We start from the raw sequence: 24,066 nt of genomic DNA, 5'->3' as shown, positions 1-24,066 counted from the left end.
CGCCGGTAACAGGTTAATTCCCCTACGGGAACCACCATACAATCCTATGCATCCGAAATAGTTCAATTTTTCGAAAGTATTTCGTAATTTCGGCCGCACCGTGTTAGCGCGCACTGATCCCCAGCCATACCGCCAACGCCAGCAGCAGCGCGCCGACCACGCGGCGCAGCGGAGCGAGATTACGGGACAAGAGCTGGTCCGAAGCCAGCCACCCGGCCGAAACCACCCCCGCCCCGCCGAGCATCCCGCCCAGCGCCGCCGGAACGTGCGCGGCAGTGGCAACGGCAATGGCGAAGATCAGGAACCGCGCCGCATCAAGCAACTGCTGGGCGAACAGCACCAGCGCGAAAGCCCCCAGCGAATGGGTGGGTTCATCCGGAATGCGGGTCTTGCGGGCAAACAGCATTTCGATCCCCGCCAGCCCCAACGCCAGCGCGGCGAAGATCTGGCGCTGGATCGGCCCCATTTTCGGCAAGGCCAGCCCGGCCATTGCCGCGGCCAGCGCGCCGCTGGCCAGCACGCACAGCAGCGCCACGACCAGCGCCATTGGCCGCATGCCGTGGCGCGCGGCCAGTGCCGCGACCAGCAATTGATCGCGCGCGCCGATCCCGGCCACGAACACCGCCAGCAAGGCAAAGAGAAAGCCGGACATGCCCGCCTGAGTGCCCCGCCGCGCGCCGCGCCGTCAAGCGCCGGGTGGCGGCAGCGGCGGCAGCAGCACTTCGCGGTGCTGCTGCACCGCCGCCTGGATCCAGTCCTTGCCCGCCCGGATCCGGGCCAGCTGGTGCGTATCGCGGTGGGTCACCAGCCAGAACGAACGCTCGATCCGCCGTACCGGCAGCACCGGCACCAGCCCCGGATCGGCATCGCCGATGAAGCACGGCAGTGCCCCGATCCCCGCCCCGGCAGCGATCAACTGGTGCTGGGCATTGATGCTGGACGAACGCAGCTGCGGCGACAGGCCGGGGTGGAACTCGTCAAGATAGCGCAGCTCGGGGGCATAGATCAGGTCCGGGATATAGCCGACCAGACGGTGGTTCCCGGCGAGGTCCGCCGGCCGTATGGGCGTGCCGCAGTCCGCCAGATAGGCCGGGCTGGCATAGAGCCGCAGCGCATAGTCCGACAGCTTGCGCGCCAGCATCGGCCCGGCCTTGGGCCGCGACAGCATCACCGCGATGTCCGCCTCGCGCTTCGACAGGCTGAGGAAGCCGCTGCTCGCCACCAGGTCCAGCGTCAGCCCCGGATGGCGCACCGCGAATTCGGGGATCAGCCGGGCCAGGAACCAGCTGCCGAACCCTTCCGACACGCTGACCCGCAGCGTGCCCGCCAATTGCGGCCCGCCCGCCGCGGTGCTGCTTTCGCCGATCAAGCCGGAGGCCTGGGCCATGGCTTCGACCTGGACCAGCAGGCGCTCACCCGTTTCGGTCAGGACCTGGCCTTCGCGGGTCTGTTCGAACAGGGTCGCGCCCAGCCGCGCTTCCAGTCGGCGCAGGCGGCGGCCCATGGTCGTGGCGTCCACCCCCATCGCCCGGCCTGCGCGGCTCAGCTGCCCGGCGCGGGCGATGGCCAGGAAGGCTTGCAGATCGCTCCAGTCAGTCCCCTGCATATTCGCATGTCCATCCGGCAAAATTGCACATTGCCTGCACATCTATTTGGCGGCAGGGCTGTTCGCCAAGCAGAATCGAGAGGACCCCTGCCATGCGCTTGATCGATCATTTCATCCACGGCGGCACGGCTGGCCTGGCCAGCACCCGCAAGCACGCGGTGATGGACCCGAACAACGGCGAGCAGCAGGCCGAAGTGGTGCTGGGCGGGGCCGATGCGCTGGACCGCGCGGTAGCCGCCGCGCAGGCCGCGCAGCCCGCCTGGGCGGCGATGAACCCGCAGCGCCGCGCCCGCGTGATGTTCGAATTCAAGGCCCTGGTCGAACGCAACATGGACGAGCTGGCCGCGCTGCTCAGCGCCGAACACGGCAAGGTGCTGGCCGACAGCAAGGGCGATATCCAGCGCGGGCTGGAAGTGGTCGAATTCTGCTGCGGCCTGCCGCATGTGCTGAAGGGCGATTACACCCACGGCGCCGGGCCGGGGATCGACGTGACCTCGCTGCGCCAGCCGCTGGGGATCGGCGCTGGCATCACCCCGTTCAACTTTCCGGCGATGATCCCGCTGTGGATGGGGGCCATGGCCATGGCGGTGGGCAATGCCTTCATCCTCAAGCCGAGCGAGCGCGATCCATCGGTGCCGGTGCGGATTGCGCAGCTGTGGCTTGAGGCGGGCCTGCCCGAAGGCATCTTCCAGGTGGTCCACGGCGACAAGGAAATGGTCGACCTGATCCTCGATCACCCGGCGATTTCGGCAGTCAGCTTTGTCGGCTCGAGCGACATCGCCCAGTACGTCTATTCGCGCGGGGTGGCGGCCGGCAAGCGCGTGCAGGCGATGGGCGGGGCCAAGAACCACGGGATCGTGATGCCCGACGCCGATCTGGATCAGGTGGTGGGCGACCTGTGCGGCGCGGCCTTCGGCTCGGCCGGCGAGCGCTGCATGGCCTTGCCGGTGGTGGTGCCGGTGGGCGAGGACACCGCCGAGCGCCTGAAGGCCAAGCTGATCCCCGCGATCCATGCGCTGAAGGTCGGCATTTCCAGCGATCCCGAGGCGCAGTACGGTCCGGTCGTCACCGCCCAGCACAAGGCCAGCATCGAACGCTGGATCCAGACCGCGGTCGACGAAGGCAGCGAGCTGGTGATCGATGGCCGCGGCTTCACGCTGCAGGGGCATGAACAGGGTTATTTCATGGGCCCGACGCTGCTGGACCGGGTGACCCCCGGCATGTCCAGCTATCACAACGAGATCTTCGGCCCCGTGCTGCAGATCGTCCGCGCGAAGGACTTCGAGGAAGCGCTCAGTCTGCCCAGCCAGCACCAGTATGGCAATGGCGTGGCGATCTTCACCCGCAACGGCCACGCCGCGCGCGAATTCGCCGCCCGCGTCAATGTCGGGATGGTCGGGATCAACGTGCCGATCCCGGTGCCGGTCGCCTATCACAGCTTCGGCGGGTGGAAACGCTCGGGCTTTGGCGACACCGACCAGTATGGGATGGAAGGGCTGAAGTTCTGGACCAAGCTCAAGAAGATCACCGCCCGCTGGCCCGATGGCGGCGGGGACGGATCGAACGCCTTCGTCATCCCGACGATGGGCTGAGCGATGCCCGGACACCAGCGGATCGCCCCGGGTTCGCCGTTCGAGGAACAGACCGGCTTCACCCGGGCAATCCGGGTGGACAACCGCATCCTGGTTTCGGGCACGGTCGGGATCGAGGCCGATGGATCGGTGGCTGCTGATGCCGCCGCCCAGGCCGATCGCTGCTTTGCCCTGATCCTGGACCATATCGCCCAGATGGGTGGAACCGCGCTCGATCTGGTGCGAGTGCGGATATTCGTGACCGACATGGCCGATGCGGATGCGGTCAGCGCCAGTTTCGCCCGCCATTGCCGCGCGGCGCGGCCCACTGCCACGCTGGTTGGCATAGCCGCCCTGTACGATCCGCGCTGGAAGGTCGAGATCGAGGCCGAAGCCGTGCTAGGAACCGAATCATGACAGACCAATTCGCCCTGACTGCCGACCAGCTTGCCATCCAGGACATGGCGCGCAAGTTCACCGCCGACCGCATCACGCCCTTCGCCGCCGAATGGGACGAGAAGTCGCACTATCCGGTCGACGTGTGGAAGGCCGCCGGCGAACTGGGCTTCGGCGCGATCTATGTGTCCGAGGAGAGCGGCGGGATCGGCCTGGGACGGCTGGAAGCCGCGTTGATCATGGAAGCCATGGCCTATGGCTGTCCGGCCACGAGCGCCTACATCTCGATCCACAACATGGCCGCGTGGATGATCGACACCTACGGGTCGGACGCGCTCAAGGAACGGTTCCTGCCGGACCTGGTCTCCATGGAAAAGATCGCCTCCTACTGCCTGACCGAACCGGGTTCGGGATCGGACGCGGCAGCGCTCAAGACCACGGCGCGGCTTGACGGGGACCATTACGTCCTCAACGGCACCAAGCAGTTCATTTCCGGCGCGGGTTATAACGACGTCTATGTCTGCATGGTCCGCACCGGCGAACACAAGTCGGGCGGGATCACCTGCCTGGTGGTGGAAAAGGGCACGCCCGGCCTGTCGTTCGGCGCGCCGGAAAAGAAGCTGGGGTGGAACGCCAGCCCGACCGCGCAAGTGGTGTTCGAGGACTGCCGCGTGCCGGTGGCCAACCGCGTCGGCGCGGAAGGCGAAGGGTTCCGCTTTGCCATGGCGGGCCTTGACGGCGGACGGCTCAACATCGGCGCCTGCTCGCTTGGCGGGGCGCAGCGCTGCCTCGACGAGGCGGTGGCCTACACGAAGGACCGCCAGCAGTTCGGGCAGCCGATTGCCGACTTCCAGAACACCCAGTTCATGCTGGCCGATATGGCCACCGATCTGGAAGCGGCGCGCGCCCTGCTTTACCTGGCCGCCTGCAAGGTCAGCGCCAATGCACCCGACAAGAGCCGCTTTTCCGCCATGGCCAAGCGCCTTGCCACGGATAGCGGTAGCGAAGTGGTCAACAAGGCGCTGCAGCTGTTCGGCGGCTACGGCTACTTGAAGGACTATCCGATCGAGCGCTTCTGGCGTGACCTGCGCGTCCATTCGATCCTCGAAGGGACCAACCAGGTGATGCGGATGATCGTTGGCCGCGACCTGCTGCGCCAGTAAGGGAAAGGCCATGACCGACGAAGTCCTGATCCGCCAAGAGGGCCATGCCGGGTTCCTCTCGCTCAACCGCCCCAAGGCGATCCATGCGCTGACGCTGGACATGGTCCACGCGATGACCGCCGCACTGCTGGAATGGCGCGATGATCCCGCCGTGACCGTGGTGATCATCGACCATGCTGAGGGCCGCGGATTCTGTTCGGGCGGCGACATCGCTTTCCTGCGCAATTCGGCGCTGAACGATGGCGGTGTATCGGGCCGCAAGTTCTTTCACGACGAATACCAGCTCAACCACCTGATCTTCACTTATCCCAAGCCGGTGGTCGCCTTCATGGACGGGATCACCATGGGCGGCGGCGTGGGGATCAGCCAGCCGGCGAAATTCCACGTCGCGACCGAGAACACGCGTTATGCCATGCCCGAAACCGGGATCGGCCTGTTTCCCGATGTCGGCGGCGGCTGGTACCTGTCGCGCCTGCCGCACCGGATCGGCCAGTTCCTGGCGCTGACCGGTGCGCGGATGGACGGGGCGGAGTGCCGCTGGGCGGGCCTTGCCACCCATTACCTGCCGCACGACGCGCTGGCCGAGGCCAAGGCACGGCTGGCCCAGGGGCACGATCCCGCGCAGGCGCTGTCCGCACTGGCCCTCACCCCGCCGCCCGCGCGGATCGAAGGCAATGCGGTGCAGATCGCCCGCCACTTCGCCTCGGACCGGTATGAGGATATCCTGGCCAGCCTGACAGCCGACGACAGTGACTGGGCGGCGAAGGAACTGGCCACGCTGCGCACCAAGTCGCCCCAGACCTGCAAGGTCGCGCTGCGCCAATTGGCCGACAGTCTGAAGTGCGGCAGCTTTGCCGAAAACATGGCAATGGAATACCGCGTGGCCAGCCGCGTCCTGACCCTGCCCGACTTCGCCGAAGGCGTGCGCGCGGTGATCGTCGACAAGGACAACACGCCCCAATGGAACCCGGCCACGCCTGAAGGTGTGACCGACCAGTTGATCGACAGCATTTTCGCGGCCCTGCCCGCCAATGAAGAATGGAAACCCCTATGAGCTTTGAAACCATCCTCGTCGAACAGCGCGGTGCGGTGACGCTGATCACGCTCAACCGTCCCTCAGCGCTGAACGCGCTCAACAGCCAGGTGCTCGAAGAACTGATCGAAGCTTTCGCCGCTTTCGAAGCCGACCCGGGCCAGCGCTGCGCGGTGCTGACCGGCGCGGGCGAAAAGGCCTTTGCCGCCGGCGCCGACATCAAGGAAATGGCTGAAAAGCCGGCCGCCGAGTTCTATAGCCAGGACTTCTTCAGCCGCTGGACCAGCCATCTGGTCAAGACCACCCGCAAGCCGTGGATCGCCGCGGTCAACGGTTTTGCGCTGGGCGGCGGGTGCGAACTCGCCATGATGGCCGATTTCATCATCGCGAGCGAAAACGCCAAGTTCGGCCAGCCGGAAATCAAGTTGGGGGTCGGCCCCGGCATGGGCGGCAGCCAGCGGCTGACCAAGGCCGTGGGCAAGGCCAAGGCGATGGAAATGTGCCTGACCGGCCGCATGATGGGCGCCGAGGAAGCCGAGCGTTCGGGCCTGGTGGCGCGCGTGGTGCCGCTCGCCAATCTGGTCGAGGACGCGCTCAAGACCGCCACCGAGATCGCCGCGATGCCGCCGCTGGCCGCCATGGCCAACAAGGAAATGGTCAACGCAGCGTTCGAAACCACACTGGATATGGGCTTGGCTGTGGAACGCCGCATCTTCCAGGTCCTCACCGCGACCGAGGACAAGGCCGAAGGCATGGCCGCCTTCATCGAAAAGCGCCCCGGCGTGTGGAAGGGGAAGTAAGGTGAAGATCGCCTTCATCGGCCTCGGCAACATGGGCGGCGGGATGGCCGCGAACCTGGTCAAGACGGGGCATGAGGTCCATGCCTTCGACCTGTCCGCCGATGCGCTGGCGCGCGCCAAGGATAATGGCTGCGCCACCTACACTTCGGTGCGCGAGGCTGTGCAAGGCGCGGAGGCGGTGGTTTCAATGCTGCCCAACGGCGCAATCGTCGACAGCGTCTACAGCGCCGACGTGATCGGCCAGGCACCCACCAGCGCCCTGCTGCTCGATTGCTCGACCATCGACGTCGCCACCGCGCGAAAGGTCGAGGAAGCAGCCCGTGCGGCGGGTTACGCCATGGTCGATGCGCCGGTCTCGGGCGGGATCGCGGCGGCCAATGCGGGTACGCTGACCTTCATGGTCGGCGGCACGGACGAAGCCTTCGCCACGGCCGAGCCGATTCTATCGGCGATGGGCAAGGCCGTGATCCACGCCGGGGCATCGGGCGCGGGGCAGGCGGCGAAGATCTGCAACAACATGATCCTGGGCGCGACCATGATCGCCACTTGCGAAGCCTTTGCCCTGGCCGAAAAGCTGGGACTGGATCTCCAGACCTTCTACGACATCTCGAGCAAGGCCTCGGGTCAGTCGTGGTCGATGACTTCTTATTGCCCCGTCCCCGGCGTAGGCCCGCAAAGCCCGGCCGACAACCAGTACCAGGGCGGCTTTGCCGCCGCGCTGATGCTCAAGGACCTGAAGCTGGCGATGGCGGCGGCGCAGACTGCCGGAGCCCAGACCCCGATGGGTGCCCGGGCCGAAGATTTGTACCAGAAATTTGCCGATGCGGGCCATGGCGGCCTGGACTTCAGCGCCATCATCAAGACCCTTTGACCTGCCGGAAGCAGCCTGTCCGCCTGCGAATTGCCAACATGCGAAGTCGATTGATCTTCTATTAAACAAGCGTATTCTTATATTGTTGGACTGTGGGCGGTGATTAAGCCGCCGGGCGCACGCAGGACCGATGGACAAATACGGGGGACAGGACATCCAACCGCGTACCGAACCCGAAGCTGCGCCAGCTGACGGAGCAGGACCAGGCCTTGTGGCCGATCTCGCCGCACCGGCGATTGTGGCACAGGTGTTCGACGCCGTGCCGCTGGCGACGATCATCATCGATCAGCAGGGCATCATCCAGGCCTTCAGCAAACGGGCCGAACAGATGTTCGGTTATTCCGCCGCGGACATCGTCGGCAAGAACATTGCCGTGCTGACCCCGCCCCACGTGGCCGCACACCACGACAGTTATCTGGCCAACCACGCCCGCACCGGGGAGCGGCGGATCATCGGTGCAAACCGCATCGAAATGGCCCGCCACCACGCCGGGCACAATTTCCCGGTCGAACTCAACGTTTCGCCGCTGAACCTGGGCGACCGCGCCGGTTATGTCGGGTTTCTGCGCCCGGTTGGCGGGAGCGACCTGCAGCAACGCGAAGCAAGGAGCATGCTGGCCGAACTGGCGCAGGCATCGCGCGTATCGGCCATGGGCGCGCTGGCCACCGCGATCGCCCACGAATTGAACCAGCCGCTGACCAATATCGCCAATTTTACCCAGGGCCTGTCAAACCTGGTCAGCAAGCAGGACGAATTCAAGGGCCGGGACGAAGTGCTGCGCATCCTGGGCAATTGCAGCAGCCAGGCCGTGCGGGCGGGCCAGTTGCTGCACCGCCTGCGTGATTTCGTGAAGGGCGGGCAGCCCGTTACCGAACCCAGCCGCGTGTCCGAACTGGTCCGCGATGCCGCCGCGCTGGCGATGATCAATGGCTACAAGCGCACAATCCACATGGCTCACGACATCCCCGCCGATCTGCCGATGGTAGATGTGGACCGCCTGCAGGCGCAGCAGGTGCTGTTCAACCTGCTGCGCAACGCCTTCGAAGCGGTTGATGCCGAGCACGGCGGGCGGCACGAAATCTTCATTTCCGCCCGCGACACCGGCGATGGCTTCGTCCAGATCAACGTCGAAGACGAAGGGCCAGGCATCGCCCAGGAAATTGCCGATTCGCTGTTCGAAAGCTTCGTGACCACCAAGGGCGGCGGAATGGGGGTCGGCCTGGCGATCTGCAAGCAGATCGTCGAGTCCTATGGCGGCCGGATCGGGGTTGAGCAATCGTCCAACCTGCACGGTGCGGCCTTCCACTTCACCTTGCCGATTGTGCCCGGACCAACCGGAGCGGGGGACTGAGCGATGTCAAAACGGGTATGCCATATCGTGGACGACGATCCCGAAGTGGCGGATTCGACCGCCTTCCTGCTCCGCACCGAAGGGTTCGAGACGACCACTCACGCCAGCGGCGAGGCGTTCCTGCGCAGCCTGCCCAATCTCGACCACGGCTGCATCCTGCTTGACGTCCGCATGCCGGGGATCAACGGCCTGGATCTGCAGCGGCACCTGCACGACCAGGGCAGCAGCATGCCGGTGATCATCATCACCGGCCACGGCGACGTGGAAACCGCCGTCCGCGCGTTGAAGAACGGCGCGCTCGATTTCCTGCAAAAGCCCTTCTCGCGCGAGGATCTGCTCGCCGCGCTGGACAGTGCCTGGCAGCAGCCGCGGCACACGCCGGTCCGTTCGGAAGAGGTCGAGCTGGCCTGTGCGCGGATCGAACGGCTGACCAAGCGCGAGCAGCAGGTCCTGCTGGGGCTGGTCAAGGGCCAGCCCAACAAGGTCATCGCCTATGATCTGGGGCTCAGCCCGCGCACCGTGGAATTGTACCGCGCCAATGCGATGCGCAAGCTTGAGGTGCGCAGCCTGCCGGAAATGCTGCACCTGGCCTTCCTGGCCGACCTGGGCAACGGTTCCGAAGCGGCCTGAGGCCCTCAGGCCAGCGCGGTCTGCGCGCTGATCCGGAAGAACTGCAGGCTGCTGCCGTGCGGTCGCAGTGCAACCAGTTCGCCCGGAACGAACCGCGCTGCCATGATCCGCGTGTCTTCCAGGTAGGCTGGGCGGGGACCTTCCCACACGCAGGTCCACTGGTTGTCGCGCAATTCGATATGCCCTTCGACGCAATCGCGGTTGAACCGGCAGCGCGTGACCTTGGCACGGGTGGGGTTGGCGCGCAGCATCGGCAGCGAGATCCGGCCATCGGGGATCAGCGGCAGGCACAGCTCGTAGGCGATCCCAGCCGTACTCCGCTTGCCATTGGCAAGCAGCACGGGCTCAATCCGGATCTTCCACCATTCCATGGCGCCAGCAACCCATTCTGCGACTGCCTGCAGCCGGCCAGCAGCCGGCGATTCATCCATCAAATCACTCATAAATCGACTTTAAGCAATAGCTTGCATGAACAAGGTCTGTATCACTGCCCCTGCTGCGATTGCCACGCCATACGGCACGCTGCGCGCCTGGCGGTCCATTCCTGCCGGTTCGCACCGCCAGATCAGTGCCCACATCGCCAGTGTCAGGATCAATCCCGCCATGCTGACCAGCAGCAGCAGCCGGAACCCATCGTCCAGCGGAAACCACAGCGCCAGCGCGGCATAGAACTTCGCATCGCCGCCGCCGATCACGCCGCCGGCAAACAGCGCCATGCCCACCAGCAAGGCAATCAACGCGTGCACCGCATGGGACCAGACCGGCCCGCCACCCGGCCCAAGCAGCGCTGCCCCAAGGCCCGCTGCCGCCGCAATTCCACACAACCAGTTCGGCAGGAGCCGGCGGTGCCAGTCAAGCCAGGCGCCAACCGTAGCCAGTGCGATCAGCGTTGCTGGAAACAAGAGCTGTGGCCACGCCGGCAAGTTCCGCCCTTTCAGTCGAAATCGGCTTCGGCACCGCCGGCGCGGCGGACCAGCGGCCCGCGAGCCATGGCCAGCTGCTTGGCGCTGGGCGCGGCCCGGATGGCAAGCGGCGCGGGGCCGGTCACCGTCACATGCGCCACCGGCGCGGCCCGAACCGGGCCGACCGCCGCCAGCTGCGGCTTGCCATTGGCCACCTGGATGGTCCGCACCGGCACCGGATTGGCAACCCGGATCGCGCGCGGCGCCGCGGCAGAGGTAATCACGACGCTGCGGCCGGGGCCGGCCATGACCATGCGGACATTGCCCTTGAGCGGCTGGACCGGCGCCGCCACGGGGGCGGGCGCCTGCACCGCGGCCAGGCGCAACGATTGGGCCTGGCCGAACCGGGCCAGGTTCGCGGCAAACCGGCGGTCGTCCGGAGCCAGGGCGAGAGCCTCGCGGAAGTAACGCTCGGCCAGGTCATCGCGGCCGATCCGCGCATAGGCAACGCCAAGCGCGTTGGTCGCCTCGGCGCTGCACGCCGGGTCGAGCCGGGCAAAGCGCAGCGCGGCGATCGCCGTGCCGTACTGCCCGTCGGCCAGCGCCTGTCGGCCCATCGCCAAATCAGCATTGCCCGAAGCCGGCAACAACCGCGCCGCCGCCTGGTTTGCCTTGACGAACGGGTTGGCGCAGGCTGCCAGGGCAGGCACCGAGATCGCCAGCAACATCAAAGTCTTGAATGAGCTACGCATATCAACCTCCCATCATCATCGGGAAAATCGTCTTCACCAGGCGGACCACCGCCGGCAGCATCAGCACGCCGATCATCACCGGGAGCATGCACATCACCAGCGGGATCGAAATCAGCACCGGCAAACGGTGCGCGCGTTCTTCGGCGCGCAGCTTGCGCCGCTCGCGCATTTCCGAAGCATAGACCCGCAGCGTCGTGGCGATGCTGGTGCCCAGCTTGTCGGACTGGATGATCAGCGTGGTGAACGAACGGATCTCGTCCACCCCGGCCATGTCCGACATCTTGCGGAAGGCATCCTCGCGCGAAGCGCCGGCCCGCAGTTGCAGCGTGGCAACCGAGAGCATTTCCGCCACCAGCGGGTGCGACAGCACCATTTCGCGCCCGACCCGGTCCATCGCCGCCTCGATGCTGAGCCCGGATTCGATGCAGATGATCAGCAGGTCGAGGCAATCGGGAAAGCCCCGCAGCAATTCGTCGCGCCGCCGGTCGGCCTTGGCCTGGACGAACAGGTTGGGCAGGTACAGCCCCAAAAGCGCGAGGGAGGCGCCGATCAGGTAAACCTTGAGGAACGAGGGCGGATCGCCTGGCCCCGAATAGGCCAGCGCGATATAGCCCAGCGGCAAGGCGAACACCCCGATCAGGCGGCTGAGCGTGAACACCCGCGGCGCCATGGTCGAGGTATAGCCCGCCGCGCGCAGCTTGGCGGTCAGCCGCTCGCTCTTGGTGTCGGTCAGGTCCAGCCCGGCCGCTTCGATCGCGGCCGCCAGCTTGGCCCAGGCGCCTTCGTTGACGTGGCTGCGCAGGCTGGTGGGGCGCATGGTTACACCCTGGTCCTCACCGATCTGGCGCAGCTGCGCGCGCAGCGCCGAACGGTGGCCCAGCCACGAGCCCAGGGCATAGACCCCGCCGATCGCGGCCACGAAGACCACGACCAGCACGGCGAGCCGGGCGAGCGAGTTGGTTGCGACAAGATCAAGCATGTCAGCACCTACACTTTCAGGTCAATCATGCGGCGGATCACCAGCACGCCGACGAAGTAGAGGAGAATCAGGAAGCCGAAGCCCCAGATGAAGATCGGATCGCCGGCCACGTCCATGTAGAAGCCCGGATTGACCGTCACCATGCCCAGCAGCGAGATGATCGGCAGCACGGTCAGCATCCAGCCGGTCAGGCGGCCTTCGGAGCTGAGCGCGCGCACTTTCATGTACATCGCGGCGCGGGCGCGGATCACATCGGCCAGGTTTTCAAGGATTTCGGCAAGATTGCCGCCCGTTTCGCTCTGCAGCGAGAGCGAGACGACAAACATCCGCATGTCCGGATTGTCCCATCGTTCGGCCATGGCCTGGAGCGCGTCGTTGAGGTCTGCGCCATAGGACACTTCATCGGACACCACGCCGAATTCGCTGCCCATCGGGTCTTCCATCTCGTGGGTCAGCAGGTCGATCGCCGACGCGACCGGGTGGCCCGAGCGGAGCGCGCGGACGAACACGTCCAGCGCCAGCGGGAACTGATCCTCGACCCGCTTGCGGCGGCGCTGCGCCGCGATCGAGATCAGCAGCAGCGGCAGCACTGTGCCGATGCACAGCCCCAGCACGGCCAGCAGCATGATCACGCCCGAGGTCCAGTCGAACCCCGCAGCGCCGGCCGCCAGCATCAGCAGCGCGAACACCGCGAAGCTGAAGCCCGCCATGGCGAGCATAGCATAGCCAACCCCCACCGGCACGGCCGCGGCGAAGAACTGGTGCTGAAGGTAGCGATAGAAGGTGCCCAGCGGCGGCGGCAGGCGTCCGGCATCGCTGGGGGCGTTCTTGCGCAGCCGGGCGACGATCTGTTCCCGATCGCCCCCTTCCTTGATCATCCGCAGGCGGGTGTTGATCGCCGCGTGCTTCTGGCGCTGCCGCCAAGCGGCGCCCAGCATCACCTGGACGAACAGGAACACCGCCGAAAAGATCGACAGGAGGACGACGGCGCGGACAATGACGTTCCACATGGGCTCATCCCAGCTTGATGTCGGGCCGGAACAGTTCCGGCTCCAGGGTGATGCCATAGGCGGCGGTTTCGGCCAGGAACTTGGGCCGGATGCCGGTCGCCTCGAACTGGCCCAGCACCTTGCCTTCAGCGCTGCGGCCAGTGGCGCGGAACCGGAAGATTTCCTGCATGGTGATGGTTTCGCCTTCCATGCCGGTGATTTCCGACAGGCTGACGATGCGGCGATGGCCGTCGACCAGGCGTTCGATCTGGATCACGATGTTGATCGCAGAGGCGATCTGGTTGCGCGCCGCCCGGGGCGAGATGTCCACCCCGCTCATCCCGATCATCTGTTCGACGCGCGACAGCGCATCGCGCGGGGTGTTGGCGTGGACCGTGGTCATCGACCCGTCGTGGCCGGTGTTCATCGCCTGGAGCATGTCGAAGGCTTCGCCAGAGCGCACTTCGCCCACGATGATCCGGTCCGGGCGCATGCGCAGCGCGTTCTTGACCAGGTCGCGCTGGCTCACCTCGCCGCGCCCCTCGATGTTGGCCGGGCGGGTTTCCAGTCGGACGATGTGTTCCTGCATCAGCTGGAGTTCGGCCGAATCCTCGATCGTGATGATGCGTTCGCGGTGATTGATGAACGAGGACATCGCGTTGAGCAGGGTCGTCTTGCCCGAACCCGTACCGCCCGAGATCAGCACATTGCGGCGCGATCCGACGATGCCTTTCAGCACTTCGGCCATCTGTTCGGGCAGCGAACCCAGCTCGATCAGGCGATCGACGCTGATCCACTTCTTGGCGAACTTGCGGATCGACAGCATCGGCCCATCGATCGCCAGCGGCGGGATGATCGCGTTGACGCGCGAACCATCGGCCAGACGGGCATCGACATAGGGCGAGGATTCGTCGATCCGGCGCCCGACCGCGCTGACGATCTTCTGGATGATCCGCAGCAGGTGGCGATCGTCCTGGAACCGGGTTGAAACCTTTTCCAGCAAGCCGCGGCGTTCCACGAACACGCTGTTCGCGCCGTTGACCAGCACATCGGTGATCGTCTCGTCCTTGAGCAGCGGCTCAAGCGGGCCAAGGCCAAGCAGCTCGTCCATCACCTCGTCGACCAGCTCGGTGCGTTCGCGCGCGTTGAGCGGTTCGCTCAGCGATTGCAGCAGTTCGCCCACGATCTCCGCAATGTCGCGGTGGATCTGTTCGCGGGTCATCTGTTCCAGCGCGGCAAGGTTGATCTTGTCGAGCAGGTTGCGGTGGATCGATACCTTGAGCCGCAGCTTGCGGTCGTCGCTGGTTTCGGCGCCTCCGGCGGCCACGACCGCTCCGTTCGCACCAGCGCTTTCGCCGGTGGTTTCGGGGCCTTCGGGCTTCTTAACGTTCCAGATGCTCATCGCCAATTCACCTGCCTTCCAGAACCAATGACCGCGCCAGACTGGCAATGTCCGACGCAAACCTGCTGTGTTTGTGGAGATCGGTCAGCAGCCGCCCTTCGTTCTGGGCAGCGACCATGTGTTCGCCTTCGTCGGCGACCGAGACGGTGACCTGGCAGCCCAGCGCCTCTTCGGCGTCGTCCAGCCCGATTGCCTTGAACAGATGATGCTCGACCCGGTTGGCCACGACCATCACGCGGTCGGACTTGATCCCGACCGAGGTGAACAGGTCGAGCCGGCGCTTCGCCTGGCGCAGGCCGGCGACCGACAGTTCGGTCACCAGCACCACCCGGTCCGCCGCCAGGGCCAGCGACAGGGCCCAGCCCGACCAGTCGACCGGCACGTCGACCAGCACCATGTCGAAGGTGCTGCGCACCAGCGCCAGCAGTTCGAGCAGGCGATCCTGGTCGACATCGTCCAACGCGGTAATCGAAGCCGGCGCGGCGACAATCACGAAGCCATGTTGGCTGTCGGTCAGGGCGCTCTGCAACATTTCGGCATCGAGCCGGTCGCCCGCCTCAAGCAGGGTTGAAACGGTGACGCGCGGGATCTGCCCGACATAGTAGGCCACTTCCCCGCCCTGCAGGTCCAGGTCGAGCACACAGATCCGGCCCGCACCCTTGCCCGGTTCGGCCAGGTTCGCGGCCAGGTGGGTGAGCACCGTCGTGGTGCCGCAGCCGCCCGTGCTGCCAGTCACCAGCACCAGCGGCGCCTGGCGGACGGCAGAAGCCGCGGCCGCCGGAGCCGGCAACTCGTTAATCTGCTCAGCCAGTTCGGCGCAATCGATCGGCAGGCGCGCAATATCATTGACCCCCTGGTGCAGCAGCGCCCGCGCCAGCTTGACATCGGTGGCTTCGAGCGCGGCGATCACCGGCAGCTCGGGGTGACGGGCGCGGACCTGGGCGATCCGTTCCAGCGAGCCTGCATTGCCGGCTTCCACTTCGATCACCAGCGCCTTGGCCGACCCGACCCAGCCGTCCTCAACCCCAGCATCGGGCGCGGCGGCATGACAGGCCAGCCGCCCCAGCCGGTCCAGTTCACCCGAAGCCTCAAGCGCGGCAATCACGCCTGCCCGGGCGACGAGCACCAGCTCGCCCCCGCGCTCGCGGCCTGGCGCGCCTTGATGTCCTGGGTGTGGTTCGATCGTGATCATGGGTCCTCGTCAGTAGGCGACAGCGCCATCTCCATCCTCGAGCGTCAGGGTGGCCCGGGCCGGGGGCAAGGCAATGGTGCCGCCGAACAGAGCCATCGCCCGCAGGTTCATTCCGCCGACTTCAACCGTCACCAGCGGCGCGATGTCGCTCAGCGGATCGCCGTTGTCGTCGAGCCCCGGATCGCCGGCATAACCGATGCCCGAACCGCTGTAGGTGACGGTCACGTGCTCGGCCCGCAGCATCGGCATGATCGCGTGCATCCGCGCCACGATCCGGTCAAAGGCCTGGGCATTGGCGGTGCCAAGGTCCGGACACGGGGTGCGCGCGCAGGTGCAGGTGGCCGTGCCGCTGCCGCCGGTGCAACGCACCGCGCCCAGCGCTTCGCGGCAGATCCGGTCGCCGGGCTTGAGCACGCCGCCCGGGCAGCTCAGCCCGATGGTTTCAAAGCTGTTGAGGCCCGAGGGGACCAGCGCGGTCGACACGGCATAGCGCGCGCCCATCTGCGCGGCCTTTTCCGCCTGGTTCAGCGTCCAGGCATAGTTGCCGACGTCGAACAGGCCGAACAGCAGCAGCAAGGCGAGCGGCAGAACCATGGCGAATTCCGCCGCGCTGGCACCCTGGCGGGCGCGCAGGAAAGAGCGCAGCGCCCTCATAACCCGATCACCGGCGCGCTGGCGCGCGCATTCATGCGGATGCCCGGATCGAAAATCCCCAGCCCGCCGAACAACGAGGGATAGGGCACGCCCTTGGCCGCGACGGTCACCACCGGGCCGGCTTCGCCCAGTTCCTGGTAGATTCCGGTATCGACGAAAGCCCCGCAGACCACCGAGATATAGACTTCATCGTCAGTCCAGCCCGGGATCAGCGGAAAGCGGCCCGCATCCTGCAGCTGGCCGGTACGGGTCAGCAGGCGGATCGCGGCGAGCTGGTCGGCGCTGATCACCAGGTTGCCATCACGGCAAACCTGGGTCACTTCCAGCCGCCCGGCATAGCGCGCGCCATCGCGCACCGCCTCGACCAGCTTGTGCTGGGTCCAGATGAAGTGCCCGCCTTCGAACCCGCCGAACAGCAGCAGGATCATCAGCGGCAGCATCATCGCCAGTTCGGCGGCGGCGGCTCCGGTTCGGTCGGTCAAGGCGCGCAGCCAGGTCATCGGATCAGCACCGCCCGGTCCTTGCCGTAGTACTGGAAGCCCGACAGGTTGCCCGGGCGCAGCGCCGGACCGATCACTTCGGCGCGGATCGTGCCGGGTTCGGCCGGTTCCGACGGATCGAGCACGAAGACGTCCATCCAGCCCAGCAGTTCGACCTGCTTGCGCCCGGTCACCCCTTCGCACATCGCGGCAGCCACGGTCATCACCCGGCGATCCTTCTGCGTCGAGGACGGCAGCAGCGGGGCCGAGAACTGCGGCTGCGGATAGCTGCAGTGATAGGTGATGCTGTGACGATAATTGGCGCCGACCTTCGTGGGCTTGGTGTCGGGATTGAAGCCGACGATCTGCGGGGCGAGCCGGGCGGCCTTGTTCGCGATCTCCCACTGGTAGACTTCATAGCGGGTGCCCTGAGCGAAGCTGCTGGCCTGCGTGGGGTAATGGTGCGCGTCCAGATAACGCTGGATGTCCCACACCCCGTCGCCGAGATAATCGAACTTGCCGGAATAAAAGCCCGTATCGAGCGTGAAGGCATCGACACTGGGGCGATCGATCACGCCGATCGAGGAAAAGGGCACCCAGGTGGACTTGCTCGGCGCCGTGGCCGGGCAGGTCAGCGCGCCGCGCACATCGGCAATGGTCAAGGTCGCATTGGGGCTGGTGACCGTGCCGGTGTAGGGAATCGCATAGTTCTTGCGGGTGTTTTCCGACGGGCAGAAATCGCCATCGCCCTGGCAGGTGAGCTTGTTGCTGGGCATGTCGAAACGGGTGTTGAGCGCGCCCGGTTCGGTGTTGCGGAAACCCGGCTCGGTGGTCACGTTGTCAAGGTTGATGCAGTCCGGCAGCGAGTTCTCGCCCAGCTCGTACTGCGTATCGCGGATGCCCTTGATGTCGAGGAAGCCCCAGTTGCCGGGCGCGAGCGGAGTGACGTCCTTGCTGCTCTTCCAGCGCATCCGCAGGCCCTTGCCCGCATCCGCCGGCAGCGGGAAATCCGACCGGTCGACGCAGACCATGATCGACGGCACGTTGCACGCCGCCTTCTTCAGCATGGCCATGGCATTCGCGGTAATCCCGCCCGAATTGAATGCCCCGATTACCGGGGTCAGCGCGTAGAACACCTTGCGCCCGTTGGCGCTGACCTTGACCACGTGGGCGCGGGCGCCGTCGGCGTCGCTGGTCACCTCGGTCCCGGGGGCGTCGTCGGCATAGCTTTCGTAGAAAGTGAAGGTCAGCCCGCTGACCGTCGCCCCCTCGCCATCGTTGGCCACCCGGGTAAGGTTGGCATAGTCGCTCGACGCCGAAGCGAAGGTGCTGGTGGCCGCGGTGCGGGCGCGGATCATCGCATCCTCGTGACCATCCAGCTGGCTGGCAGCAGCCAGCGCGGCCTGATCGGCGGCGTTCTGCAACTCGCTCTGCATCGCCATAAGCCGACCATAGTCGAAGCCGATCCCCGCCAGGGCCACCAGCACCATCAGGACGAGGGCATAGAGCGGCGAGATGTTGCCGCTTTCATCCCTGGCAAAAGGCTGGACGCCAGATGTCACGCGGAAACTCCCCAATCACTGGTTGGTGCCGGATCCGGTGCTGCTGCCCGAGGAAACCGACGTGCTGCGCACCCTGTCCGGTCGCTTCACGGCATCCTTGCGATAGCGTTCGGCGGCCTGGGCGGCCTTGCCGGCACTGGTCGCCGGACCCGCGTCGTCATAAACCGGATCGGGATCGACAACCTGGGCCATCATGGTCTGCCGGTTGGCCTCGCCAAAGGCGGCGGGCGGCGTGCCGGTGCTGTTCACATCCTGGTCGCAGGCCGCCAGCAGGGTGACGGCAGCCAGCGCCAGCCACTGTCCACGCTTAGAATTCATAACCCTTCTCCTTCGCCTGCGGGGCCTTGTCGGCCGACTTGACGGGCGGCAGCGCCTGCGGGTGGTAACCTTCACCGCCCAGCAGCACGTCCTGCGGCTGCGGATCCTTGATGCGATCGGTCGGCAAGCGGACCTGTTCGGGCTTCAGCGGCGCAACCAGGTGCGGCGTGACCACGATCAGCAGCTCCGTTTCGCCCTTCTGGAAGCCCGAGGACCGGAACAGCGCGCCCAGGATCGGGATCGATCCCAGCAGCGGCACCTGGCGCACGGTGGTCTGGAAGTCCTTGCGGAGCAGCCCGGCAATGGCAAAGCTTTCGCCGTCGCGCAGTTCCACCGTGGTGCTGGCGCGCCGGGTCTGCAGACCCGGAACGACGATCCCGTTGACCGAGACCGAGGCACTGGGATCAAGCGAGCTGACTTCGGGTTCGACCAGCAGGCTGATCACCTTGTCAGCCAGCACGGTCGGGGTGAAACCCAGGCTGACGCCGAAGCTCTTGTATTCGATCGTCACATCGCCGCTGGCGCGGTTGCTGTTGTCCACCGGGATCGGGAACTCACCGCCGGCCAGAAACGAGGCCTTTTCACCAGACAGCGCGATCAGCGTGGGTTCCGCCAGGGTCTTGGACAGGCCCTTGCGTTCCAGCAGGTCCAGCGTGGCGTCGATGTTGGTATCGCCAATGTGGAACGACTTGGTGATCGTGGCGAAGGCATCGGGCACCGCGCCAGCCGCAGGCGTGCCGGTCGTGAAACCGAAGCTGCCGCCGCGCGACAGGCCCAGGCCGCTCACGCCGACCTTTTCGCCCATCTGCCGGTCGACTTCGGCAAAGCGCACTTCCAGCATCACCTGCTGGCTGCTGCCCATCGACACCAGGTTGATCACCTTGTCGCCGGCAAAGCTCTTGGCCAGCTGGGCGACGCGGTCGGCCGCGCCGGCATCGTTGGCCAGGCCCGTCAGCACGATCGAGCCATTGGACAGGTGGGCATCCACCTTCTGCCCGGGCACCAGAGCGCCGATCTGCTCGCGCAGCGCCTCGACATCGGGACCGACGGCCACGTCCATCACCGCAATCACGCGGTTGTTGCGATCATACAACGTCAGGCTGGTGGTCCCGAAGCTCTTGCCAAGCAGGTAGACCGAGCGTTCCGAGATCGGCAGGACATCCGCAATGTCGGCGTTGCCGATCAAGGCCCGGCCGATTGCCCGGTCCGCGGAAACCACCCGGCTCTTGTTGACCGGCACTTCCAGCGCGCCGGCATGGAGCGATTCCTCGGCCTGCTGAGCCAGCGCGGGCTGCCAGGCGACCCCTGCGGTCAGCAGGGCCAGGGCATAGATGCTGCTGTTGAGGATCTTCATCTTACTTACCCTTCGTCTGGCCGACCGGGTAGCTGGTCGGCTGGGTACCGCGGACAATGGTCATGGTCGGGCCGGACCAGCCCTGGGCCGGAGCGGCACCGGGGGCAAAGCCGGGCAGCGCCGGGGCGACCAGCGAACCGGCACGCTGCGGCGCCGGGCTGCGGACCGCTGCCGGCGCGGCAAGGTTGCCACCGCCCAGGTCATAGCTCGTGACCGAGCGGACGGCGGGGGCCTGGCCGGGCGCAACCGCGACATCGCTGTCGGTGGGCTTGCGCAGCACCAGGCTGAGCGCGCCGGAGCGTTCGGCGACGACGATCCGCTGGGCGTCGTAGAGCGACAGCGCCAGCGTGGCGGTCTTGGCCAGCTTGGGTTCGCTCTGACGGTCATTGGCGGTCTGGTCGATCGCCAGTACCTGGACGTTCTCGAGGATCACGTCGGTGCGGTGGCCTTCGCGCCCGTTGCTGTCGTTGATCGTGCGCGTCAGCAGCACGTCAACCATCGATCCGGGCAGGACGAAGCCGGAAACCCCGCTGACCGCGTTGACCGAAAGCGACACCGCGCGCATCCCGTTGGGCAGCAGCGCGGCCAGCGTCGCGCGGCCATCGGTGCCACTGACCTTGCTGGCCAGCACCGGCTCGCCGGGCACGATCGGGCGGAGCGCCACGCGATCGTCCTTCAGCGCATCGGGCAGCGAACGGAAGGCTCCCTGCGGGACCGAGGCTTCGGGCCAATCCTGCAGGCGAACATTTTGCCCGGTCAGCCGAGCGCCGAACTCAAGCGGCTGGGTGGCAACGACAATGCGCGTGAACTTCTGTTCACCCGGGCTGCCCCCCTGCTGCTGTTCGACGCCGGAAAACCAGGCGTTGGCGAGAAGCACCGCAAACAGGCCCACAGCCACGGCGATGCCAAGCAAGACCCAATTGCGATTCTGCACGGCCAACCTCCTGGGATCAGTAAATCATCGGGGACTGGCCCCACCGCACCACCGGCACGGCGGGGCCGCCCACTCGCTTGGGATGACGGATCAACCGGCCGCCGGCGTGGTCGGCGGAGTACCGGCCTTGCACGAAGCATCGCCGTTGTTGCAGGCCTGGATCTGCTGACCGGCCTTGTACATCGAGTTCTGGATCTGGACGCTGAGGTACAGCGCGGCCGCACCCAGCGCGACGCCGACGATGGCGAGGATGAGGGCGTATTCGGCCGCCGAGGCGCCCGATTCGTCCTTGATGAAGAGCTTGAGGAACGACTTCATGGCATTTTCCCTTTTTCGGCCCGCAGCGCCCCAGGCACCACGGTCAGCTTCGGAAGAAGGTTGCCGACGGACCCGCCAACCAACCTTGGCCATGAGGTAAAGACGCCCCCCGTTTGAACAATTTCGCAAATCTACGTGAGGCGGACTACGCGAATCGCAATGGTTAATGCCCGCTACTCGCGGGAACCGGGCTGACCGGCCGGCCATTGACGCGCAGCTCGTAGTGCAGGTGCGGTCCGGTGGAGCGCCCGGTCGATCCAACCGAGCCCAGCACGTCGCCCCGACGCACCTGCTGGCCCGGTGCCACCCCCAGGCTGGAAAGATGGGCATAGCGGGTCTGCAGGCCGCGCCCGTGATCGATCGTCACCAGCAGGCCATAGCCCGAAGCCCAGCCGGCCTGGACCACCCGGCCATCGCTTGACGCAATCACCCGCGTGCCGGCCGGACGGGCGATATCGATCCCGGCGTGGAACCGAATGCCCCCCAGGATCGGATGATTTCTGTAACCGAATCCGCTGGTTACGCCCCGAGCCCGACCGCGCGAGGCAATCGCCACGGCTTGCGGCGGACGCAGCGCTTCAACACTGACCGGACGTCCTTCGGCATCGGCCGCCCGCGCGATCCGCACGGCGGATTGACCTGGTGCGGACTCGACGATCACAGCGCCCCGACCTGGCCCAGGCTCAGCCACGGCGCTGCCGGGCAACGGCTCCGGCGGTGCGGTGGGTTGCCCCTCCGCAGGCATCGCGGTGCCCGCGACGAGCAGCACCAGGCCAAGAATCCGGAGGGCATGCGACATGATCCAGCGGGCTGGACCTGTCCGCGCCGCAAGGACAAGCTCGTAGTTCCCCTATAGGGACTCTCCATGCGCCGAAGGCTGGAGCACCTTCGGACGCCAGGCGCTAACCGTCGCGGGGGCTCCTCACATGGAACTGCTGCGAATTTATGGATTCGCCCACCCTGGATCCCGCGCACGGCGAACCGCCAGACAAGCGCACAGAGCCGGAACAACGAGAAGCAGGACATTGCCCGCTCTCAGCGTCGCCGCCCCCCATCAGCTTGCCCGCCAACGCTTGGCGGCAATGGCAAGCCACCACGCCACGCACAGCAACAACACCACGGCCATGGTTCCCTTGCTTCCTTGCGCGGGGTAGACCGACTGGCCATCCGGCGCCATCCAGACGGTCACGCGCCGGCCCGTCAGCGACTGCCAGGCCCTGGCCTTGCCCTCCATGGTGGACCAACCCGGCCCTGACCACGGAAGGTCGCCCGGCTCGAAATCGCGTGCCTCGACCACGCGGCCGGTGGACGGTTCCCGGAAGGACCACACCCAGGTCGTCCCGCCGCGACGGGACCCGTTGTCCTTCTCTGCAACGCCGAGCAGTTCCATCTCGACCGGCTGCCAGCTTCGGACCGCATCGACGCGGGAAAGCTCGTAGAGCGCCACGGGCGGCATGAAGAGGGCAAGGCCCGAAATCATGGTCACGGCGAGCCTTCGCCCGAAACCGGTCCAGCCGCCATTCTTGCGCAGCGATGCCGCAAGGGCCGCTCCCAACGATCGGACTGCTTGCTCGGCGGAAGGGGCTTGTCTGTCCATGGCCTGGCATACCCGGTGGTCAGCGAACGATGCGTTAAGTGGAAACTGACCGCGGGCAGTTCAGCCGCGCCGGGTGCGAGTGACCAGCCAGGCCACGGGCAGCAGGATGGCCGCGAGGCCCGCCTGGACGAACGGCACCATCAACACTGCGATGCCGCCTTGCGCGTCCGGGTGCCAGAAAACAGCGTCCGCCAGCAGAAGCGGTCCGGCAATCGAAACTATCATCGCCGTGCCCTGCACCATGCTCGACGATCGCGCCTTGCGCCGGGCCAGGAACATTGCCGCCCCAAGCCCAAGATAGGGCAGCACCAGCCATGATGACCAGAACAGGTAAGCGCCCGCGCTGACCGGCTTCAGCGACTGCACAAAGCCGACGCTGATGCATGCAGCGATGCCCAGCGATGCGGCAACAAGCGGTCCTGGAATCATGGAATGCGCCTCTGTTTTGCGTCAGGCTGGCATTAGCCGCACATGCATCCGGCGAGAGTGTGAGACTGGAACCGCCTCAGCCACGCGTAGGCTTAACCTCTTAAAACATTATGCGCGGGCGCGCTTCGCCCACGCCCCGTGTGCGATCAAGGCGGTTTGCCATCAGTACCCGGCAGTTCGATCCAATACGAACAGCCTTTGAGCATCGTGCCGGGAAGCGGACACTGACGCCGCTTACAGCACGCTGACAAAGGCGATCGTGATGTGTCGTGCAAGCAGCCCTTAGGCTGGATCTCGCCTTATAAGCGATAGTTTTCCTTGAGGAAAACTGGAGCGGGCGAAGGGATTCGAACCCTCGACCCCAACCTTGGCAAAACGATTCAGGCACTTTCGCCAGTCTAGCCGAATCTACGATTTAGTACTATATAACAGATAGTTGTTGAAGTTCTCCCAACGCCGCCCTACTCTCGAAAACGCCACGAAACGGCATAATCTGGAGACAATATGGAGACAAAGGCCCTCGATTTTGGCTTTGTCTCCAAATGGAGCGGCAAAGATGCCAACAGCCAAGCTCAACAAGCGATCCGTCGATGCCTTCAGCGCGGTGGGTCAGACCCAGGCGGTGCTGTGGGATTGCGAGATCCGTGGCTTCGGTGTCTGAGTAGCCCCTAGATTTCTGGACGCCTTCGATCCTAATTTTGAGGACAGGAGGCGACGATGGGGAAGCCCAATTTCAGTGATGAGTTCAAGCGTGATGCGGTGGCCCAGATCACCGAGCGCGGAT

General features: G+C 65.9%; 27 protein-coding genes. 8 read left to right on the top strand and 19 right to left on the bottom strand.

Annotated features, from left to right (window positions below):
* Positions 1–103: 103 nt before the first annotated feature.
* Complete coding sequence (locus ACE3N9_RS15360) at positions 104–652, bottom strand: hypothetical protein (RefSeq protein WP_374285118.1); 549 nt, start codon at positions 650–652, stop codon at positions 104–106.
* A 33-nt stretch (positions 653–685) separates the two neighbouring features.
* Positions 686–1,606 (bottom strand): LysR family transcriptional regulator, encoded by a 921-nt coding sequence (locus ACE3N9_RS15355; protein WP_374285116.1) that lies wholly within the window; start codon positions 1,604–1,606, stop codon positions 686–688.
* Positions 1,607–1,698: 92 nt separating this feature from the next.
* Between ACE3N9_RS15355 and ACE3N9_RS15350 the strand changes: the two genes are divergently transcribed.
* The 8 genes from ACE3N9_RS15350 (at position 1,699) to ACE3N9_RS15315 (ending at position 9,421) form a co-directional block, all read left to right on the top strand.
* The gene (locus ACE3N9_RS15350; RefSeq protein WP_374285114.1) at positions 1,699–3,198 is read left to right on the top strand and encodes a CoA-acylating methylmalonate-semialdehyde dehydrogenase; all 1,500 of its coding nucleotides are present in this window, start codon (positions 1,699–1,701) and stop codon (positions 3,196–3,198) included.
* 3 nt (positions 3,199–3,201) lie between these two features.
* A complete protein-coding gene (locus ACE3N9_RS15345; RefSeq protein WP_374285113.1) occupies positions 3,202–3,594 on the top strand; it encodes a Rid family hydrolase in 393 nt (130 codons plus the stop codon).
* Complete coding sequence (locus tag ACE3N9_RS15340; protein ID WP_374285111.1) at positions 3,591–4,736, top strand: acyl-CoA dehydrogenase family protein; 1,146 nt, start codon at positions 3,591–3,593, stop codon at positions 4,734–4,736. The genes ACE3N9_RS15345 and ACE3N9_RS15340 overlap by 4 nt, the downstream gene beginning before the upstream one ends.
* A 10-nt stretch (positions 4,737–4,746) precedes the next feature.
* Positions 4,747–5,790 carry an enoyl-CoA hydratase/isomerase family protein gene (locus tag ACE3N9_RS15335; RefSeq protein WP_374285109.1) on the top strand — a complete coding sequence of 348 codons (1,044 nt, stop codon included), beginning with the start codon at positions 4,747–4,749 and terminating at the stop codon, positions 5,788–5,790.
* Positions 5,787–6,569 carry an enoyl-CoA hydratase-related protein gene (locus ACE3N9_RS15330; RefSeq protein ID WP_374285107.1) on the top strand — a complete coding sequence of 261 codons (783 nt, stop codon included), beginning with the start codon at positions 5,787–5,789 and terminating at the stop codon, positions 6,567–6,569. The genes ACE3N9_RS15335 and ACE3N9_RS15330 overlap by 4 nt, the downstream gene beginning before the upstream one ends.
* The gene (mmsB, locus tag ACE3N9_RS15325; RefSeq protein WP_374285148.1) at positions 6,454–7,440 is read left to right on the top strand and encodes a 3-hydroxyisobutyrate dehydrogenase; all 987 of its coding nucleotides are present in this window, start codon (positions 6,454–6,456) and stop codon (positions 7,438–7,440) included. The genes ACE3N9_RS15330 and mmsB overlap by 116 nt, the downstream gene beginning before the upstream one ends.
* 211 nt (positions 7,441–7,651) lie before the next feature.
* Positions 7,652–8,791: an ATP-binding protein gene (locus ACE3N9_RS15320; RefSeq protein ID WP_374285105.1), complete on the top strand. Its 1,140-nt coding sequence runs from the start codon at positions 7,652–7,654 to the stop codon at positions 8,789–8,791.
* Between the two features lie 3 nt (positions 8,792–8,794).
* Positions 8,795–9,421, top strand: a complete 627-nt coding sequence (locus tag ACE3N9_RS15315) for a response regulator transcription factor (protein WP_374285103.1) — start codon at positions 8,795–8,797, stop codon at positions 9,419–9,421.
* A gap of 5 nt (positions 9,422–9,426) precedes the next feature.
* Here the strand turns inward: ACE3N9_RS15315 and ACE3N9_RS15310 are convergent, their stop codons facing one another.
* The 17 genes from ACE3N9_RS15310 to ACE3N9_RS15230 form a co-directional block, all read right to left on the bottom strand.
* A complete protein-coding gene (locus ACE3N9_RS15310; protein WP_374285101.1) occupies positions 9,427–9,852 on the bottom strand; it encodes a hypothetical protein in 426 nt (141 codons plus the stop codon).
* 21 nt (positions 9,853–9,873) lie between these two features.
* A complete protein-coding gene (locus tag ACE3N9_RS15305; protein WP_374285146.1) occupies positions 9,874–10,323 on the bottom strand; it encodes a prepilin peptidase in 450 nt (149 codons plus the stop codon).
* Positions 10,324–10,355: 32 nt separating this feature from the next.
* Complete coding sequence (locus ACE3N9_RS15300) at positions 10,356–11,075, bottom strand: tetratricopeptide repeat protein (RefSeq protein WP_374285100.1); 720 nt, start codon at positions 11,073–11,075, stop codon at positions 10,356–10,358.
* 1 nt (position 11,076) lies between these two features.
* Positions 11,077–12,054 carry a type II secretion system F family protein gene (locus ACE3N9_RS15295; protein ID WP_374285098.1) on the bottom strand — a complete coding sequence of 326 codons (978 nt, stop codon included), beginning with the start codon at positions 12,052–12,054 and terminating at the stop codon, positions 11,077–11,079.
* An 8-nt stretch (positions 12,055–12,062) separates the two neighbouring features.
* Complete coding sequence (locus ACE3N9_RS15290) at positions 12,063–13,064, bottom strand: type II secretion system F family protein (protein ID WP_374285096.1); 1,002 nt, start codon at positions 13,062–13,064, stop codon at positions 12,063–12,065.
* Positions 13,065–13,068: 4 nt separating this feature from the next.
* Entirely contained in the window at positions 13,069–14,445 is a 1,377-nt protein-coding gene (locus ACE3N9_RS15285) for a CpaF family protein (RefSeq protein WP_374285094.1), read from the bottom strand.
* A gap of 7 nt (positions 14,446–14,452) precedes the next feature.
* Positions 14,453–15,637, bottom strand: coding sequence for a CpaE family protein (locus ACE3N9_RS15280; protein WP_374285092.1), 1,185 nt, complete (start codon positions 15,635–15,637; stop codon positions 14,453–14,455).
* A 9-nt stretch (positions 15,638–15,646) separates the two neighbouring features.
* Positions 15,647–16,291, bottom strand: a complete 645-nt coding sequence (locus ACE3N9_RS15275) for a TadE/TadG family type IV pilus assembly protein (protein ID WP_374285091.1) — start codon at positions 16,289–16,291, stop codon at positions 15,647–15,649.
* Positions 16,288–16,791: a TadE/TadG family type IV pilus assembly protein gene (locus ACE3N9_RS15270; RefSeq protein ID WP_374285088.1), complete on the bottom strand. Its 504-nt coding sequence runs from the start codon at positions 16,789–16,791 to the stop codon at positions 16,288–16,290. The genes ACE3N9_RS15275 and ACE3N9_RS15270 overlap by 4 nt, the downstream gene beginning before the upstream one ends.
* Positions 16,788–18,332: a pilus assembly protein TadG-related protein gene (locus ACE3N9_RS15265; protein ID WP_374285086.1), complete on the bottom strand. Its 1,545-nt coding sequence runs from the start codon at positions 18,330–18,332 to the stop codon at positions 16,788–16,790. Before ACE3N9_RS15265 ends, ACE3N9_RS15270 begins: the two co-directional genes overlap by 4 nt.
* 15 nt (positions 18,333–18,347) lie before the next feature.
* On the bottom strand, positions 18,348–18,650 hold the full coding sequence (locus ACE3N9_RS15260) for a hypothetical protein (RefSeq protein ID WP_374285084.1): 303 nt from the start codon (positions 18,648–18,650) through the stop codon (positions 18,348–18,350).
* The gene (locus ACE3N9_RS15255) at positions 18,640–20,004 is read right to left on the bottom strand and encodes a type II and III secretion system protein family protein (protein ID WP_374285082.1); all 1,365 of its coding nucleotides are present in this window, start codon (positions 20,002–20,004) and stop codon (positions 18,640–18,642) included. The genes ACE3N9_RS15260 and ACE3N9_RS15255 overlap by 11 nt, the downstream gene beginning before the upstream one ends.
* 1 nt (position 20,005) lies before the next feature.
* The gene (cpaB, locus tag ACE3N9_RS15250; RefSeq protein WP_374285081.1) at positions 20,006–20,938 is read right to left on the bottom strand and encodes a Flp pilus assembly protein CpaB; all 933 of its coding nucleotides are present in this window, start codon (positions 20,936–20,938) and stop codon (positions 20,006–20,008) included.
* Positions 20,939–21,028: 90 nt separating this feature from the next.
* Positions 21,029–21,256: a Flp family type IVb pilin gene (locus tag ACE3N9_RS15245; protein WP_374285079.1), complete on the bottom strand. Its 228-nt coding sequence runs from the start codon at positions 21,254–21,256 to the stop codon at positions 21,029–21,031.
* 163 nt (positions 21,257–21,419) lie between these two features.
* Entirely contained in the window at positions 21,420–22,055 is a 636-nt protein-coding gene (locus tag ACE3N9_RS15240; protein WP_374285077.1) for a M23 family metallopeptidase, read from the bottom strand.
* A gap of 255 nt (positions 22,056–22,310) precedes the next feature.
* The gene (locus tag ACE3N9_RS15235; RefSeq protein ID WP_374285076.1) at positions 22,311–22,853 is read right to left on the bottom strand and encodes a hypothetical protein; all 543 of its coding nucleotides are present in this window, start codon (positions 22,851–22,853) and stop codon (positions 22,311–22,313) included.
* Positions 22,854–22,913: 60 nt separating this feature from the next.
* Entirely contained in the window at positions 22,914–23,282 is a 369-nt protein-coding gene (locus ACE3N9_RS15230; RefSeq protein WP_374285074.1) for a hypothetical protein, read from the bottom strand.
* Positions 23,283–24,066: the final 784 nt, after the last annotated feature.

This window comes from Novosphingobium sp., assembly GCF_041905565.1.
Taxonomy (GTDB): domain Bacteria; phylum Pseudomonadota; class Alphaproteobacteria; order Sphingomonadales; family Sphingomonadaceae; genus Novosphingobium.
Note: the sequence above shows the minus strand (reverse complement) of the source record. Positions and strands in the feature narration are given on the sequence as shown.